The sequence below is a fragment of the Mesorhizobium sp. M0904 genome (genome assembly GCF_040319475.1).
Taxonomy (GTDB): Bacteria; Pseudomonadota; Alphaproteobacteria; order Rhizobiales; family Rhizobiaceae; genus Mesorhizobium.
On record NZ_JAMYOC010000026.1, the window covers coordinates 66,343 to 82,021 of the forward strand.

Annotated in this window: 16 protein-coding genes; 9 read left to right on the forward strand and 7 right to left on the reverse strand. The window is 63.8% G+C overall.

All coding sequences use genetic code 11. The features are described from left to right. Positions 1-2: 2 nt before the first annotated feature. The gene (locus NKH80_RS24775; protein ID WP_352507085.1) at positions 3-1,010 is read right to left on the reverse strand and encodes a glycosyltransferase; all 1,008 of its coding nucleotides are present in this window, start codon (positions 1,008-1,010) and stop codon (positions 3-5) included. Positions 1,011-1,137: 127 nt separating this feature from the next. Between NKH80_RS24775 and NKH80_RS24780 the strand changes: the two genes are divergently transcribed. The 6 genes from NKH80_RS24780 to NKH80_RS24805 all read left to right on the forward strand — a co-directional run bounded on the left by NKH80_RS24780 (position 1,138) and on the right by NKH80_RS24805 (position 7,471). Next, positions 1,138-2,940 carry a GtrA family protein gene (locus NKH80_RS24780; RefSeq protein WP_352507084.1) on the forward strand — a complete coding sequence of 601 codons (1,803 nt, stop codon included), beginning with the start codon at positions 1,138-1,140 and terminating at the stop codon, positions 2,938-2,940. Positions 2,941-3,072: 132 nt separating this feature from the next. Continuing rightward, a complete protein-coding gene (locus NKH80_RS24785; RefSeq protein WP_254815718.1) occupies positions 3,073-3,840 on the forward strand; it encodes an SDR family NAD(P)-dependent oxidoreductase in 768 nt (255 codons plus the stop codon). Next, positions 3,840-4,790: a 2-dehydro-3-deoxygalactonokinase gene (locus tag NKH80_RS24790; RefSeq protein WP_352507090.1), complete on the forward strand. Its 951-nt coding sequence runs from the start codon at positions 3,840-3,842 to the stop codon at positions 4,788-4,790. The genes NKH80_RS24785 and NKH80_RS24790 overlap by 1 nt, the downstream gene beginning before the upstream one ends. Continuing rightward, positions 4,787-5,425 carry a 2-dehydro-3-deoxy-6-phosphogalactonate aldolase gene (locus NKH80_RS24795; protein WP_352507083.1) on the forward strand — a complete coding sequence of 213 codons (639 nt, stop codon included), beginning with the start codon at positions 4,787-4,789 and terminating at the stop codon, positions 5,423-5,425. Before NKH80_RS24790 ends, NKH80_RS24795 begins: the two co-directional genes overlap by 4 nt. After that, positions 5,425-6,306, forward strand: coding sequence for an SMP-30/gluconolactonase/LRE family protein (locus tag NKH80_RS24800; protein ID WP_352507082.1), 882 nt, complete (start codon positions 5,425-5,427; stop codon positions 6,304-6,306). The genes NKH80_RS24795 and NKH80_RS24800 overlap by 1 nt, the downstream gene beginning before the upstream one ends. 106 nt (positions 6,307-6,412) lie before the next feature. Next, positions 6,413-7,471, forward strand: a complete 1,059-nt coding sequence (locus NKH80_RS24805) for a D-alanine--D-alanine ligase family protein (protein ID WP_352507081.1) — start codon at positions 6,413-6,415, stop codon at positions 7,469-7,471. Here NKH80_RS24805 and NKH80_RS24810 read toward each other — a convergent pair. The 3 genes from NKH80_RS24810 to NKH80_RS24820 are packed head-to-tail and all read right to left on the reverse strand — an operon-like array spanning position 7,468 to position 9,089. Then, positions 7,468-7,755 carry a DUF1330 domain-containing protein gene (locus NKH80_RS24810; protein WP_254815722.1) on the reverse strand — a complete coding sequence of 96 codons (288 nt, stop codon included), beginning with the start codon at positions 7,753-7,755 and terminating at the stop codon, positions 7,468-7,470. The two genes, NKH80_RS24805 and NKH80_RS24810, sit on opposite strands and share 4 nt — an antisense overlap. A 27-nt stretch (positions 7,756-7,782) precedes the next feature. Then, positions 7,783-8,496: an orotidine-5'-phosphate decarboxylase gene (gene pyrF / locus NKH80_RS24815; RefSeq protein ID WP_254815723.1), complete on the reverse strand. Its 714-nt coding sequence runs from the start codon at positions 8,494-8,496 to the stop codon at positions 7,783-7,785. Then, on the reverse strand, positions 8,493-9,089 hold the full coding sequence (locus tag NKH80_RS24820; protein WP_352507080.1) for an NADPH-dependent FMN reductase: 597 nt from the start codon (positions 9,087-9,089) through the stop codon (positions 8,493-8,495). Before NKH80_RS24820 ends, pyrF begins: the two co-directional genes overlap by 4 nt. A 128-nt stretch (positions 9,090-9,217) precedes the next feature. Between NKH80_RS24820 and NKH80_RS24825 the strand changes: the two genes are divergently transcribed. Continuing rightward, complete coding sequence (locus tag NKH80_RS24825; protein WP_352994177.1) at positions 9,218-10,213, forward strand: alpha/beta hydrolase; 996 nt, start codon at positions 9,218-9,220, stop codon at positions 10,211-10,213. A 26-nt stretch (positions 10,214-10,239) separates the two neighbouring features. Here the strand turns inward: NKH80_RS24825 and pmtA are convergent, their stop codons facing one another. The 3 genes from pmtA to dnaK form a co-directional block, all read right to left on the reverse strand. Continuing rightward, positions 10,240-10,839 carry a phospholipid N-methyltransferase PmtA gene (gene pmtA / locus NKH80_RS24830; protein WP_352476898.1) on the reverse strand — a complete coding sequence of 200 codons (600 nt, stop codon included), beginning with the start codon at positions 10,837-10,839 and terminating at the stop codon, positions 10,240-10,242. A gap of 111 nt (positions 10,840-10,950) precedes the next feature. After that, a complete protein-coding gene (dnaJ, locus tag NKH80_RS24835) occupies positions 10,951-12,087 on the reverse strand; it encodes a molecular chaperone DnaJ (RefSeq protein WP_254815727.1) in 1,137 nt (378 codons plus the stop codon). Between the two features lie 211 nt (positions 12,088-12,298). Further along, positions 12,299-14,215, reverse strand: coding sequence for a molecular chaperone DnaK (gene dnaK, locus NKH80_RS24840; protein ID WP_023679851.1), 1,917 nt, complete (start codon positions 14,213-14,215; stop codon positions 12,299-12,301). Positions 14,216-14,671: 456 nt separating this feature from the next. On the opposite strand from dnaK, the gene NKH80_RS24845 reads away from it, so the two are divergent. Both NKH80_RS24845 and rpe read left to right on the forward strand, forming a co-directional pair. Next, positions 14,672-14,956: a hypothetical protein gene (locus tag NKH80_RS24845; RefSeq protein WP_352994180.1), complete on the forward strand. Its 285-nt coding sequence runs from the start codon at positions 14,672-14,674 to the stop codon at positions 14,954-14,956. Between the two features lie 41 nt (positions 14,957-14,997). Further along, positions 14,998-15,675, forward strand: a complete 678-nt coding sequence (rpe, locus tag NKH80_RS24850; protein ID WP_352994184.1) for a ribulose-phosphate 3-epimerase — start codon at positions 14,998-15,000, stop codon at positions 15,673-15,675. Positions 15,676-15,679 lie beyond the last annotated feature (4 nt).

Genomic DNA, 15,679 nt, shown 5'->3' on the forward strand with positions numbered 1-15,679 from the left:
ATCTAAGCCGCCCGCGGGGTCTTGCGCGGTCCGGCCTTCAAAGTCGCGAGCGCGCTTGCGCGTTCACGTTCGACGCGGCCGGAAGGCATCGACAGATAGAAGATGCGCTTCTGCTCGGCCCGGCCGCGCGACACCGAATCGAGGATTACCCCGGTCACCGCCGCCAGCATCGACAGCAGCAGCAGCCCGACCGACAGCACCCACGTCGGCATGCGCGGCACAAGCCCGGTTTCGGCGAACTCGATCAGCACCGGCGCCATCAGAAACAGGCTTGATGCCAGGAAGAACACTGAAAAAGCGCCGAAGAAACGCAGCGGCTGCGTCTCCTTCATCAGCATGGCGAACATCCACAGGATCTTCGCGCCGTCGCGAAAGGTCGATAGCTTCGACGAGGAGCCTTCCGGCCGTCGGCCATAGTCGAGCCCGATCTCGCTGACCGGCAGTTTGAGTTGTGAGGCGTGCACCGACATTTCCGTCTCGATCTCGAAGCCGCCGGAAACCGCAGGAAAGCTCTTGACGAAGCGCCGAGTGAAGGCGCGGTAGCCGGAGAAGATATCGGTGAAGTCGGAGCCGAACAGCCGCTTGTAGAGGCTGTTGAAGATGCGGTTGCCGAAGGCATGACCGGTCCTGCCGCCATCGTCGGTGACGCCGCGCCTTGTGCCCACCACCATGTCGGAGCGCTCGGTCAGCAGCGTGTTGATCAGTTGCGGCGCGTCCTCCGGCGCATAGGTGCCGTCGCCGTCGGCCATCAGGTAGATGTCGGCCTCGATGTCGGCGAACATGCGGCGCACGACATTGCCTTTGCCCTGGCGCGGCTCGCGCACCACGATGGCGCCGGCGGCGCGGGCTCGGAGCGCCGTCAGGTCGCGCGAATTGTTGTCGTAGACATAGATCGCGGCGGAAGGCAGCGTTTCGCGAAAGCGCCGCACCACTTCGCCGATCGTCAGCTCCTCATTGTAGCAGGGCAGCAGCACGGCGATGCTCGGCTCATGGCGCACGTCTTGTGGCATTTTCGTCTCCGGATGCCCCGTGAGGCCCTGACCGCTCAAACGCTGGCCTCGCTCGGGCGGCTTTACTATTTATTGAAGCTGTTAAGGCTAGGTTTAAGCCGCCCCGTATTCCTCCAAAGGTCCTGATATGAGCACAGCCGACGATGGCGCCTTCATTTGGAGGTCCGATATCGCGCTGGCGCTGCTTGCCACGGTGCTGGCAACTGCCGTCAATGCCTTTGCCGGCTTCCCGGCACTGACCAATGCCGGCGGCGACAACGACAATCTGCTGCGCCTCGTCGAAGTTCGCGACATGCTCGCCGGCCAAAGCTGGTTCGATCTCCACCAGTACAGGATGGGCCTGCAAGGCGGCTTCGTCATGCACTGGTCGCGCCTGGTCGATGCGCCGATCGCCGCCATCATCATCGCCGTATCGGCCCTGACCGGCAGCGCGGCGCTTGCCGAGAATGTCGCGCAAGTGCTGTGGCCGGCGCTGCTCTTCTGCCTGACCGTATTTTTCACGGCTCGCGCCGCGCGCAGCTTTGCCGGGTGCGGCGCTGTGCTGCCGGCTGTCATCGTCGGCGCTGCCGCACTGCATTTCCTCGGCATTTTTTCGCCTGGCGCGCTCGATCACCACAATATCCAGCTGATGCTGAGCATGGCCAGCCTGAGCTTGTTGCTTGAAGCGCCATTGCGCAAGGCGGCGGCATTGCTCTCCGGCCTATGCGCCGGGCTGATGCTGGCCATCGGTATGGAAACCGCGCCCTACGTTGCCACCATCGGCGCCTATGTCGCCATGCTGTTTGCCCTCGACGCCAATGGCGAGAGGCTGATCGCCAAGGATTTCGGCCTCGGCTTTGCCGGCGTTTCCGCTCTCGTCTTTGTCGCCACCATTGCGCCATCCGCCTGGGACCAGGCGCAATGCGACGCATTCTCAACCGTGCAGTTCGTCGTCGCAGCGATTGCCGGAACCGGCCTTGCGGCGACAGCGTCGATCGAGCCGGCCGGCCGCACGCGCCAACGGCGCATCGCCTCACTTGGCCTGCTCGCCATGCTATTGGGCGCTGTCGTCGTCTTGTTGTTCCCACAATGCCTGGCAGCGCCCTATGCCAATCTCGATCCGCGCCTCAAGGAGCTATGGCTTGATCACATCGACGAGGCGCAGTCGCTGTTCAAGCTGCTCGCTGAAGATCCGGCCGGGGTGGTGGCGCGCTATGCCACGCCGCTCATTGCGCTCGTGCTGATGGCGCTTCGCCTTGGCCGCGGTGGCTGGCGGCGGCAGGACAGCCTTGTCGGCGCGCTGCTTGTCGTGGCCTTCATCGTCAGCGCCTGGCAGGTACGCGGTTCGACATTCTCGATCGCCTTCGCCGTCATTCCGCTTGCCGCCTGGATTGCCAAATGGCGTCAACGGGCCGAGGCCAGCGCGTCGCGCGGTGTGGCGCTGCGCATGGCTGCCGTCTGGCTGGTTTCGGTGAATGCGGTCTGGACTGGGGCTGCCGCGGCGACCTCGGTAGCCTTCGACCACAGCAACACCACGGCGGATAATGGCGACGGCACCGACGTCGCTTGCCAGCGCAAGGCCTCCTTTGCGGCACTCGGCCGCCTGCCCGGCACCACCGTGCTGGCAATTTCCAATCTCGGATCGCCTATCCTGGCCTATTCCGGACATCGCGTCTTCGCCGGGCCTTATCATCGCAATGTCGCCGGCAACCTGCTGGCGCTCGATGCCTTCCTTGGGTCCGATGCCGATGCCAGGACGGTCGTCGCGGATCATAACGTCGGCCTCGTCGCGCTGTGCCCCGGCAGCGCCGAAAGCAAGCTCCTCGCAGCCAAGGCGCCGGCAGGCTTTCTTGCCGGGCTGATGCGCGGCAGCGTGCCGGAATGGCTTGCGCCGGTTGCCGGGACCAGCGGAGCCGCCGTCGAATTGTACCGCGTCCGGGTGGGCGGCTGATCGATCGGCGGCGCGTGCGGCCTTTTGTCGGACATAAGTCGCGCCAATCCACTCTTTCGCCCTTGCCCGCCCGACACGGCTGGATAGGATGCGCGCCGGCCGACCGAGATCATTGGACCGGGAGAGAATTTCATGATGCCATCGGCACGCTTTGCCGACCTCGAAGGCGCTTCGGTGCTGATCACCGGCGGCGGCTCCGGCATTGGTGCTGCCTTGACCGAAGGTTTTGTCCGCCAGGGGGCAAAGGTCGCCTTTATCGATATCGCCGACCGTCCGAGCCTGGCGCTGGCCGATCGGTTGGACAAGGAACTCGGCCGGCGGCCGTTCTATCTCAAGACCGACATACGCGACATCGAGGCATTGCGGGTATCAATCGCCAAAGCCGCCGAGGCGCATGGCGACGTGACCGTGCTGGTCAACAATGCCGCTCAGGATGACCGTCATGCCGTCGAAGACGTCACGGTCGAGTTCTGGGACAACAACCATGCCATCAACCTGCGCCCGCATTTCTTCAGCGCACAGGCGGTGGCGCCGGGCATGAAGCGGGCCGGTGGCGGCTCGATAATCAATTTCACCTCGACCTCGTTTCTCATCAACCATCCCGATATGCCGGCCTATACCGCCGCCAAGGCCGGCATCGTCGGCCTTACCAAGGGTCTCGCCGGCAAGCTCGGTGCCGACGGCATTCGCGTCAACGCGATCGCGCCCGGCTGGGTAATCACCGAGCGGCAGAGAAAGCTCTGGGTCACCGAACAGGCGCTCGCCGCTCACGTCGCCAAGCAGTGCATCAAGCGTGTGATGCAGCCGGAAGACATTGTCGGCACCGTGCTGTTCCTGGCGTCGGATGCTTCACGCATGCTGACCGCGCAGATGCTGATCGTCGACGGGGGGTTCCTGTGATCTCACCGAGCAAGGCAGCTTCCGTCGCAGCCGTCGACTGGGGCACCACCCGCATGAGGGTATGGCTGCTCGACGGCACCGGCGACGTTCTCGCCGAGCGGCGCGGCGATGACGGACTGATCACCGCTCAGGCTAAAGGGTTTTCGTCCATTCTCGAAGGGCATCTGGCCGCCATGGGCGCACCCGAAAACCTGCCGGTCATCATTTGCGGCATGGCCGGCTCGCGCCAGGGCTGGCTGGAGGCGCCCTATGTCAGCGTTCCCACGCCAATCGGCGCTATCCTGGCCGAAGCTGCCCGCATTCCCGGCCAGCGCCGCGATATCCGCATTGTGCCCGGCCTTGCCCAGCGCCTCGCCGATGCACCTGACGTCATGCGCGGTGAGGAAACGCAGCTTGCCGGAGCCGGTTTGCCGGCAAAGGGACGTCACCTCGTCTGCATGCCCGGCACCCATTCGAAATGGGTGCTGGTCGAGGACGGCTCTGTTGCCGGGTTCGGCACCTGGCCGACCGGCGAGCTGTTTTCGGTGCTGGCCGCGCACTCGATCCTGCGCCATTCGCTGGGCGAGCCGCCGCAGCCGGTTGCCGCCGAAAGTCCGTTTTTTCGGGACTGGTGCCTGAAGGCGTTGGCCGAAGGCGGTGACGTCGTTTCAAGTTTGTTCTCGATCCGCGCTGCTAGCCTGTTGCAGGACCTGAAGCCCGAAGATGCCGCCGCCTGCCTGTCCGGCCTGCTGATCGGCGGCGAGATCGCTTCGGCAAATCGCCGTTATGAAGCAAGCGCTGTGCCCGTCGTGCTGATCGCGTCGGGCGCACTCGGCACGCTCTATGCCGAGGCGCTCGGCCTTGCCGGGCTCGCTTTCAGGGCCGTCGACGCCGACGAGGCGGTGCGTGCCGGCCTTGCCGAAGCCGCGCGCGAGAATGGCATGATCGCCAAAAATGGAGTTGCCGCATGACCGAAACCGCACCTTTTCCAAAGCTCGAGCGGGGTCTGGTCGCGATCCTGCGCGGCCTGAAGCCAAGCGAGGCGGTGGCGATCGGCCAGGCGATCTTCGGCGCCGGCATCGAAGCGATCGAGGTGCCGCTCAACTCGCCCGAGCCCTTTGCCTCCCTAGCCAGCATTGTCGAAGCGCTTCCTCCAACAGCTCTGGTCGGCGCCGGCACGGTGCTCACCGCCGCCGATGTCGACGGCTTGCACAAGGCCGGCGGGCGGCTGCTGGTCAGCCCCAATATCGATGCCGAGGTCATGGGCCGTGCCATGCAGTACGGTATGGTGACAATGCCCGGCGTGTTCACGCCGACCGAGGCATTCCAGGCCATCCGGCTCGGTGCTTCGGCACTGAAATTCTTCCCGGCGAGCGTGCTTGGCGCGGCAGGCATTTCGGCGATGCGCGCGGTGCTGCCGGCCAATGTGCTGGTCGGCGCCGTCGGCGGCGTTTCAGACAAGGATTTTGCCGGCTATAAGGCAGCCGGCGTCAGCGTCTTCGGTCTTGGCTCCAGCCTGTTCAAGCCGGGCATGAGCGTCGACGAAGTGGCAGCACGGGCGAAAGCCGCAGTTCAGGCCTGGGACGCGGCGTTTGGAGTGGCATGATGAGCGAGACAATCGTTTCGGTTTTTTCCGACCATGTCTGCCAATTGGGCGAGGGACCAAGCTATGACCCTGCGACCGACACGCTCTACTGGTTCGACATCGTCAACGGCCAGCTCCTGGAAAAGCGTTTGTCCGGCGGTGCGGTCAAGATCCACGAGCTCCGCCAGATGGCCAGTGCCATTGCCGTCATCGACGACCAGCGTCAGCTGATCGCCACCGAGACCGGCCTGCATGTCCGCGACGTCGCGACCGGCAAGCTGACGCTGCACACCCCGATCGAGGCCGATAATACGGTCACCCGCTCGAACGATTCGCGCGTTCATCCTTGCGGCGCCCTCTGGGTCGGCACAATGGGCAAGGGCGAGGAGAAGGCCGCCGGTTCGATCTACTGGTTCTTCAAGGGCGAGCTGCGCCGGCTCTATGCGGATATCACGGTGCCCAATTCTATCTGCTTTTCCGAGGATGGGTCGATCGCCTATTACACCGATACCAGCACCGGCCTGTTGATGCGCGTCGGCTGCGATCCGGCGACCGGCCTCCCGGTTGGCGAACCGAAGGTCTTCGTCGATCACCGTTCGGCCAAGGGCTATATCGATGGTTCGGTGCTCGACCGCGACGGGATATTGTGGAACGCTTGCTGGGGCGGCAGCGTCGTCGAAGCCTATGGACCCGACGGCAAGCTTGTCCGTTCGGTGGCGATGCCGGTCACGCAACCGTCCTGTCCGGCTTTCCTCGGCAGGAATGCCGACCGGATCGCGGTCACCTCCGCCTGGTCGGGCAAGAGCGAGAAGCAGCGCCTGCTCGACCCGCAAGCCGGCATGACGTTTATGCTCGACATTCCGGTCAATGGTCGCTTCGAGCCGCGCGTGCTGATCGCCTGAGGACAGTTGCTGTCGTGCAGGCGTCCGGCTGACGTCGGTTGCGCGCAAGCCGAATACGTTCGCCGTGCGATGGTAGGCAATCGTGCTGCCAGGAGCCGTTCCACCCATGTCAAGCCGCAAGCCGAAGCTGATCCTTGTCTACGAGCCGGAACAGGCCTGCTTCGATCGGCTGGTCGCCGATAACCACGTGCCGGAGCGTGCCGCCGAAATCGCCTCCTACCTAGCGCAATCGACCGACATCGCTGCTGAATTCGACGCACTTGCCGCCGCTTGCCAAACGCGCGGCTTGTCGTTTGCGCCGGTGGCGCTCGACGACGCCGCAAGCGTTCTCGCCGGCGAAGTTCCGAAGACCTCGCTTGTCTGGACGTTGACCGATGGCATTGCCTATTTCCGCGGCGGCGCGGCACCGGCTCTGGCACGGCTGAATGGCTTCGACGCGATCGGCGCCGACGATGCGTTGTTCGCGCTCTGCCAAGACAAGTTCCGGTCCGGCGCCGTGCTCGGCGCGCTTGGCCTGCCGGTGCCGCAGGCGGGCCTTGCCCGTGACGGGGCGTGGCTGGTCGCGCCGCCGGCCTCGCCCGCCGGCTGGTTCGTCAAGCCGAACCGGCTCGGCGCCAAGATCGGCATCTGGCCGGATTCGCGCTGCCACGATCTCGGCCATGCGCTGAAGCTTAGCCGGCGCGTATTCGCCGCCTATCGCGACGATGTCGTCGTCCAGCCCTATGTCGCCGGACGCAATGTGCGGGCGAGCTTTCTCGGCCTGAAGCCGGATACCGGCATTGAGGCGCTCGGCGTCGCCTTTGTCGATTCCGGCGGCGATTTCCAAACCATGCAGGACAGCCTGGCGCTTTACGGCAATACCGGCGAAGCGGCCAAAGCCACCGGAAATTACGCCGAGCCGTTGCTGCTTCCCGTTGACGCCAGCCAGCCTCGAGCCGATGCAAGAATCCGTCGCATCGCCGAAAGCCTGATGGTCGGGCTTGGCCTGCGGGACGTCTTTTCCATCGACTTCCGGGTCGAAGCCGACGATAGCGTGCATCTCATCGAGTTCGAGGTCTGCCCCGGCCTGCCTTGCTTCGATTTTCGCGATTACTGTCGCAAGCAATGGGGCCTGAGCCTCGCCGATGCGATGGCGGAGGCAGCGGCGAACCGGCTTCGCGCCTAAATCCCCTCGACCAGGACGATCTCGCCATCGGCCACCTTCTGGCGGATCGCGACGGCGCGCTGGTATTCAGGCGAGTGGTAGCAGTCATGCGCCACCGCAAGCGACGGAAACTCGATGATCACGTTGCGGTCGCGGCCCGGTCCCTCTGCCTTCTCATGCGCGCCGCCGCGCGCCAGGAACTTGGCGCCGAAGCGGTCGAAGGCCAGCTTGGCGGCTGCGACATAGTCCTTGTAGCCTTCCGCATCGCGCACATCGACGCGAGCGATCCAGTATCCCTTGGGCATGGTATTTCTCCGGGTTAATTCCTGGCATCAGGCCGAGCGCATTTCATCGAGAATGGCTTCCGCCGCCGCCCGCCTGTCGGTGGCGCCGACGATCGGCCGGCCAACGACGAGATGGCTGGAGCCGTTGCGGATCGCCTGCGCCGGCGTCACCACGCGTTTCTGGTCGCCATGGTCGCTGCCCTTCGGTCGGATTCCCGGCGTCACTACCGCCAGATCGGGGCCGACGATGCGGCGTACCGCCTCCGCTTCCTCGGCCGAACAGACGATGCCGCCCATGCCGGCATGCAGCGCCTGCTCGGAGCGCCTCAGCACCAGCGTATGCGGGTCATATTCATAGCCGGCGTCGATCACGTCTTGCTCGTCCATCGAGGTCAGCACGGTAACCCCGAGCAGGCAAAGGTCGCTGCCCCTGGCAGCCTCGACCGCCGCCTTCATCGTCTTCGGATAGGCGTGGATGGTCAGCATGCTCATGCCCATCCTGACGATGTTGTCGACCCCCTTGGCAACGGTGTTATCGATGTCGAGCAGCTTCATGTCGAGAAAGATCCTGGTGCCGCCGCTGGCCAGCTCGCGGGCGAAGTCGAGCCCGCCGGCAAAGGCGAGCTGGTAGCCGATCTTGTAGAAGGAGACGATCCCGTCGAGCTCGCGCACCGCCTTCTCGGCTTCCCTCAGCGTCGGCAGGTCGAGGCCGACGATCAGCCTTTCCTGAATTGTGTCGGCACGCGCGGCGTCCGGGATCATGCCTCGATCCGCGTCGACAGCATGCGCGAGGTTTCGATCAGCGTTCGGCATAGGTGCTCCATCGATTGGCGTAGTCTTTCGTCCCGGAAGTTGCCTTCGTCGTCGAAGGCGCTACCGCCCTCCGGCACCGAACACTCCGGTGTCACCACCTCCATCCGGCAGCGCACCAGCACGGCGCGCAGATGGTTGATGCAACGTATCCCTGCAAAGGGTCCGCTGGAAGACGAGCAGAGGCCGGCGACCTTGCCGGCAAGCGGCCTGAACGTCCGGCCCCCATCCTTGCGCAGTTGGCTCACCCAGTCGATGGTGTTCTTGAGCAGCGGCGGAATGGAGCCGTTATATTCGGGCGTCGCGATCAGCAGGCCGTCATGGGCGGCGATCATCCGGCCGAGCCTGACGGCGTTTTCGGGAATGCCTTCGTCCTTTTCCAGATCCTGGTCGAGGATTGGCAACGGATAGTCGGCGAGCGAGATGCGGGTCACCTCCGCGCCCTGCATGGCAAGTTCCTTCTGCGCCACGTCGGCAGTCCTGCCGCTATAGGCGCCGCTGCGCACCGAACCGGCGACGACGAGAATTTTCGGGATGATCGGCATCGCAATCCCTTGCTGTGGCGGCAGCTATAGGCGATGCGTGGGACGAATCAATAGCCGAGATTGCGGCACGCATTTAGAGCTGGCCGTTTTGGCGACCGGCGCCAGCGGATAGGGCGGACCTCGTGGGATTGAAATGGGTAGGCTATGGTCTTGTCGCTCTCGCGGTGGCTGCTGCCGCCGGCTACGCCGCTTTCGTCCTCAGCCCGTGGCCTTCGGTCCTTCTGATCCGTTACGCTTTTCACAAGCATGCAGTGGCAAAGAACCGCGCGCTTGAAAAGCACGTGCCCGCCAATGTCGGCGAACTGCCCGACGAGCGCTATGGCGAGGACCCCGACGAGACCCTTGACGTCTTCTTTCCCGTGGACGCTCAGGCAAAGGCGTTGCCGACGGTGGTCTGGGTGCATGGCGGCGGCTTCGTTGCCGGAAACAAGGCCGACATCTCGGCATATATGAAAATACTGGCCGGGCGGGGCTACGTCACTGTCTCGGTCGGCTATTCCGTCGCCCCCGGCGCCCGCTATCCGACGCCAGTCCTCCAGGCCAACAAGGCGCTTGCCTTTCTTTCCGGCAATGCCGGCCGCTACCGCATCGATCGCAACAGGCTTTTTCTCGCCGGCGACTCCGCCGGCTCGCAGATCGTCGCTCAACTGGCTGCCACGATCAGCAATCCCGCCTATGCCGCCACGATGGACGTTGATCCGGGCATAGAGCGCGCGCAACTGAAAGGCGTTGCACTGTTCTGCGGCATTTACGATCCCGCGATGATCTCGCCCGAAGGGCCTTTCGCCGGCTTCAACAGGATCGTCATGTGGTCGTATCTCGGCGTGAAGCGGCTGGACGATGACCCGCGCATTGCCGAATTTTCAGTCGACAGGCACCTGACGCCGCAATTTCCGCCGGCATTCGTCTCGGTTGGCAATGCCGATCCGCTGGCGCCGCAGTCGCGTCAGATCGCGCGCGCGATCACGGCGCAAGGCGTCGCGGTCGACAGGCTGTTCTTTCCGGACGACTACAGTCCGGCCCTGCCGCATGAATATCAGTTCGATCTCGACGGCAAGGCAGGAGAACAGGCGTTCGAAAGGCTGACGGCATTCCTGGACCGATTGGCCAACCAGCCGCAATGACCGGCATCGGGAACTCCGATATGCGTTCAGCCGCGCCGATAGATCCAAAGCTGCGTCGGCGGAATGTTGCGGATGACGAAATGGAAATGCTCGACCGTATAGTCGCCGCGGCCGGGCGGGATCGGCGACAGCGGCCCGTAAGTCAGCTGCACGATCGGCCGGCCCGCCGGGATACGGTCGAGCAGGCTCTCGACATAGGCGATGCGCTGGGCAACCGGGAAATTGAGCAGGGGCACGCCCGATATCACAGAATCGAAGATCAGGTCGCGCTTGTCGCCAAGCGTCGCGTCGAGATTGAAGGCGTCGCCCTCGATGACGTTGACGCCAGGATAAAGCTGACGCAGATGGCGCACGAAATCAGTGGAATATTCGACTGCGTAGAGATTCTCAGGCTTTATGCCCTGCGCGAGAATGGCGCGTGTGATGACGCCTGTGCCGGGCCCGACCTCGAGCACCGGCAGGCCGGATTTCGGATCGACGATCGAGGCCATCTTGCGCGCGGTGACGGAACTGGTCGGGACGATCGAACCGACCGCCTTCGGCTTGTCGATCCAGCCCTTGAAGAACTTCAACTCGTCGTCGAACTTTTCCGCCAGCGTCTTTCGCAGTCCGGGACTACGCGTCATCGAAAGTCCTCCTCAACGCTCCCTCGCATGCTACTTAACAGCTACGAGGTGCAAGACAAGGCGAATCCCCGGATAAGGTGTTGATGACGCTCGGGAAGCGTTTTCCAGGGATCAGCTTCGGTGCTCGCCGAACGTTTCGAAAAAGTCCTTCATGCGGGCGAAAAATCCGCTCGACTGAGGCGAATTGTCCTTTGAGGAAAGCTGCTCGAATTCTTCCAGCAATTCGCGCTGGCGGCGCGAAAGGTTCTGCGGCGTCTCAACCACGGTCTGGATGTAGAGGTCGCCAATATTGGGCTGGCGGAGCACCGGCATGCCCTTGCCCTTGAGGCGGAACTGGCGACCGTTCTGGGTGCCTTCCGGCACCTTCACCTTCGTCTGGGTACCGTCCAGTGTCGTCACCTCGAACGAGCCGCCAAGCGCTGCCGTTGTCATCGAGATCGGCACCTTGCAATAAAGATCGGCGCCGTCGCGCTGGAAGAATTCGTGCGGCTTGACCGCGAGGAATATGTAGAGATCGCCGGACGGGCCGCCGCGTAGGCCGGCCTCGCCCTCATTGGCCAGCCGGATGCGGGTGCCGTCCTCGATGCCGGCAGGGATGTTTACCGACAGCGAGCGCTCCTCGGTGACACGGCCCTGGCCGGCGCATTTCGGGCACGGATCCTTGATGGTCTGGCCGCGCCCCTGGCATTGCGGGCAGGTGCGCTCGATCGAGAAGAAGCCTTGCGTGGCGCGCACCTTGCCGTGGCCGTTGCACATCGAACAGGTGACGGGCTGGGTGCCGGGCTTGGCGCCGCTGCCGGAGCATTCCGAGCAGGAGATCGAGGCCGGCACGCGAATCTGCGCGGTCTTGCCGGAAAATGCCTCCTCCAGCGTGATTTCCATATTGTAGCGCAGGTCGGCGCCGCGCTCGCGGCCGCCGGACGAGCGGCGCTGGCGCCCGCCCATCATGTCGCCGAAAATGTCTTCGAAAATGTCGGCGAAGCCGCCGGCGCCAAAGCCCTGCGCCCCGCCATTCATGCCGCCGTGCTCGAAGGCCGCGTGGCCGAAGCGATCATAGGCGGCACGCTTTTGCGGGTCCTTCAGCGTTTCGTAGGCTTCGTTGATTTCCTTGAACTTGTGCTCGCAGGCATGGTCGCCTGGGTTGCGGTCGGGATGGAACTGCATGGCCAACTTCCGGAAAGCGCTCTTGAGCTCCTTCTCGTCGGCGCCCTTTTGCACGCCCAGCGTTTCGTAAAAATCAGCTTTCATGTTTTCCCGCAGTCCGGATAGTCAACGTCTTGAAGCATCGTTGCGTCGTTTGCCGGCACGCTGTTCCGATTTAGGTGTGATGGAGCCGCGATGCCAGTGTCTACGAGGCTTTGTCCGCATTTTTTAGGGGAGCTCCGCGTTTTTCTGGCAAAGGGTTGCAAAAAGCCCGGCTGCGCGCCGGGCTTTTTGCTTACCTGTACCGTCAGGCGGTTCAGGCCGACTTCTTCTTCTCGTCGTCCTCGTCGATTTCCTCGAAATCGGCATCGACGACGTCGCTGTCCTTGGCGGCGTCAGCCTTGGCGTCGGCCTCGGCGGCTTCCTTCTGCGAAGCCTCGTACATGGCCTGGCCGAGTTTCATCGAGACTTCGGCGAGCGTCTGCGTCTTGGCCTCGATCTCGGTCACATCGTCGCCTTCGGCAGCGGTCTTCAATGCCGCGATCGCATCGGCAATCGCCGTGCGGTCGGCCTCGGAAACCTTCTCGCCATATTCCTTCAGCGACTTCTCCGAAGAATGCACCAGCGCCTCGGCCTGGTTGCGGGCCTCGACCAGCGCGCGCCGCTTCTTGTCCGCTTCGGCATTGGCCTCGGCGTCCTTGACCATCTTCTCGATGTCGGCGTCCGAAAGGCCGCCAGACGCCTGGATGCGGATCTGGTGCTCCTTGCCGGTGCCCTTGTCCTTGGCCGAGACGTTGACGATGCCGTTGGCGTCGATGTCGAAGGTGACCTCGATCTGCGGCACGCCGCGCGGCGCAGGCGGGATGCCGACCAGATCGAACTGGCCGAGCGCCTTGTTGTCGGCGGCCATTTCACGCTCGCCCTGGAAGACGCGGATGGTCACCGCCGACTGCGAATCCTCGGCCGTGGAGAACACCTGGCTCTTCTTCGTCGGGATCGTCGTGTTGCGTTCGATCAGCCGCGTGAACACGCCGCCCAGCGTCTCGATGCCGAGCGACAGCGGCGTCACGTCGAGCAACAGCACGTCCTTGACGTCGCCCTGCAGCACGCCGGCCTGGATGGCGGCGCCCAATGCGACGACTTCATCCGGGTTGACGCCCTTGTGCGGCTCCTTGCCGAAGAACTGCTTCACGATCTCCTGGATCTTGGGCATGCGGGTCATGCCGCCGACCAGGACGACTTCGTCGATTTCGCCGGCCTTCAGGCCGGCATCCTTAAGCGCCGCCTTGCAGGGATCGATCGTCCGCTGGACGAGATCCTCGACCAGGCTCTCGAACTTCGCCCGCGTCAGCTTCAGCGTCAGGTGCTTGGGGCCGGTGGCATCGGCGGTGATGAAGGGCAGGTTGATTTCGGTCTGCGTGGTGGACGACAGCTCGATCTTGGCCTTTTCAGCCGCTTCCTTGAGGCGCTGCAGGGCGAGCTTGTCGTTCCGCAGGTCGATGCCCTGTTCCTTCTTGAACTCGGCCGCCAGATATTCGACCAGGCGCATGTCGAAATCCTCGCCGCCGAGGAAGGTGTCGCCATTGGTCGACTTCACCTCGAACACGCCGTCGCCGATTTCGAGCACCGAAATGTCGAACGTGCCGCCGCCAAGGTCATAGACGGCAATCGTCTTGCCTTCCTTCTTGTCCAGTCCATAGGCAAGTGCGGCCGCCGTCGGCTCGTTGATGATGCGCAGCACTTCGAGGCCGGCGATCTTGCCGGCATCCTTGGTCGCCTGGCGCTGGGCGTCGTTGAAATAGGCCGGAACGGTGATGACCGCCTTCTCGACCTTCTCGCCGAGGTAGGCCTCCGCCGTTTCCTTCATCTTCTGCAGGATCATCGCCGAGATCTGGCTGGGCGACTGCTTCTTGCCGCCGGCCTCGACCCAGGCATCGCCATTGTCGCCCTTGACGATCTTGTAGGGGACAAGCTTCTTGTCCTTCTCCGTCACCGGATCGTCGTAGCGGCGGCCGATCAGGCGCTTGACCGCGAAAATGGTGTTTTCAGGATTGGTGACCGCCTGGCGCTTGGCCGGCTGGCCGACGAGGCGCTCGCCGTCGCTGTTGATGGCGACGATGGAAGGGGTCGTGCGGGCGCCTTCCGCATTCTCGATGACCTTGGATTCCTTGCCATCCATGATGGCGACACAGGAGTTGGTTGTTCCCAGATCGATACCGATTACTTTTGCCATTGTTCTAATCTCTCCGCTAAGCAGGCTCTCAGGACCCGTACAGGCGTTCCGATGAAAGCCCCTGTTCACAAGAAATTCCGCTCCGGCAACCGGCATTCGGCGCTGGACGGCTTGGCGCGTATATAAGAACAGGCTGCGTGGCGCGCAAGCATTCTGCGCAAGGCGTTCACCATTCATCGCGGTTGATCGGATCCGGGACCGGCAGGCCGGTATTTTCCGGCGGTGATCCAGCCGGCCCGGCCCCGGCCCATGAACCTTTCCGCCTCGCCCCGCGACAGACGCTTAGGTGCCGCGCGGTGCGGCCCCGGAAAGGAAAGCCCCATGACCACAGATCCAGAGGCTCCATGGTCTCGTGGAACAGCAGGAGCTCAGCGCGACCTTCGCCTTCCCATGACCTGTGGGGGGAGATCCATGTCTTGCGACCACGGGGCGTTCGTGCGCTCTCGTGGCGGCTGTTTGCGCCGCGCCATCCAGGCTGCCAGCGGATTGTCGATCTTGGCGCTCGCCGCTGGGCTGAAGAAGCCCGATCTGCAGAAGGTGAAACCAGGCAACGGCAAGCTCTTCCTGTCATGGACGGCCAGACCGCGGTTCATCCGAACTGAAATCCAGGCCTTGCTCTGGAAAGTCCTTGCACTGGAGGAGAGGAAACGTCTGCACAGGAGAGAAGTGGCTCGCCACCGCTTCTCTCCTTCTGCGCAGATGCGATATCGACGCCGGATTCCTGTCGACAAGCGGCGTTGAGACGATTACGGCGAAGGCGGGCTCAACAACGGGAAGCGGACATGGCTCAAAAAACCCTGATTGCGCCATCGGTGCTGGCTTCCGATTTCTCGAAGCTCGGCGACGAGGTCGAGGCGGTGGCCGCCGCCGGCGCCGACTGGATCCACCTCGACGTCATGGACGGGCATTTCGTCCCGAACATCACCTTCGGGCCGCCGGTGATCAAGGCGATCCGCAACCGCACCAAGGCCTTCTTCGACTGCCATCTGATGATCGCCCCGGCCGATCCTTATCTGGCCGCCTTCGCCGACGCCGGCTGCGACGGCATCACGGTGCACGCCGAAGCCGGGCCACATCTCGACCGGTCGCTGCAAACGATCAAAAACCTTGGCAAGAAGGCCGGCGTGTCACTCAACCCCGCGACACCGGAGACGATGATCGAATACGTGCTTGACCGGCTTGATCTGATCCTGATCATGACGGTCAATCCGGGGTTCGGCGGCCAGGCCTTCATTCCGGCGATCGTCGACAAGGTGAAGCGGGTGAAGGCGCTGATCGGCGGCAGGCCGATCAGGATCGAGATCGACGGCGGCATCTCGCCCGAAACTGCGCCCCTGGCCACTGCCGCCGGCGCCAGCGTGCTGGTCGCCGGTGCGGCCATCTTCAAGGGCGGCAGCGTCGAAGCCTACCGGGCAAACATCGAGGCAATCAGGACGGCGGCGGACAATGCGGCCGGCTGACCGC

Excerpts from the sequence above, each read along its gene's own strand:
- NKH80_RS24795 (WP_352507083.1), top strand. The coding sequence starts at position 4,787 with ATGACCGAAACCGCACCTTTTCCAAAGCTCGAGCGGGGTCTGGTCGCG.
- NKH80_RS24810 (WP_254815722.1), bottom strand. The coding sequence starts at position 7,755 with ATGCCCAAGGGATACTGGATCGCTCGCGTCGATGTGCGCGATGCGGAA.
- NKH80_RS24780 (WP_352507084.1), top strand. The coding sequence starts at position 1,138 with ATGAGCACAGCCGACGATGGCGCCTTCATTTGGAGGTCCGATATCGCG.
- rpe (WP_352994184.1), top strand. The coding sequence starts at position 14,998 with ATGGCTCAAAAAACCCTGATTGCGCCATCGGTGCTGGCTTCCGATTTC.
- NKH80_RS24800 (WP_352507082.1), top strand. The coding sequence starts at position 5,425 with ATGAGCGAGACAATCGTTTCGGTTTTTTCCGACCATGTCTGCCAATTG.
- NKH80_RS24785 (WP_254815718.1), top strand. The coding sequence starts at position 3,073 with ATGATGCCATCGGCACGCTTTGCCGACCTCGAAGGCGCTTCGGTGCTG.
- pmtA (WP_352476898.1), bottom strand. The coding sequence starts at position 10,839 with ATGACGCGTAGTCCCGGACTGCGAAAGACGCTGGCGGAAAAGTTCGAC.
- NKH80_RS24820 (WP_352507080.1), bottom strand. The coding sequence starts at position 9,089 with ATGCCGATCATCCCGAAAATTCTCGTCGTCGCCGGTTCGGTGCGCAGC.
- NKH80_RS24805 (WP_352507081.1), top strand. The coding sequence starts at position 6,413 with ATGTCAAGCCGCAAGCCGAAGCTGATCCTTGTCTACGAGCCGGAACAG.
- dnaJ (WP_254815727.1), bottom strand. The coding sequence starts at position 12,087 with ATGAAAGCTGATTTTTACGAAACGCTGGGCGTGCAAAAGGGCGCCGAC.
- dnaK (WP_023679851.1), bottom strand. The coding sequence starts at position 14,215 with ATGGCAAAAGTAATCGGTATCGATCTGGGAACAACCAACTCCTGTGTC.
- NKH80_RS24775 (WP_352507085.1), bottom strand. The coding sequence starts at position 1,010 with ATGCCACAAGACGTGCGCCATGAGCCGAGCATCGCCGTGCTGCTGCCC.
- pyrF (WP_254815723.1), bottom strand. The coding sequence starts at position 8,496 with ATGATCCCGGACGCCGCGCGTGCCGACACAATTCAGGAAAGGCTGATC.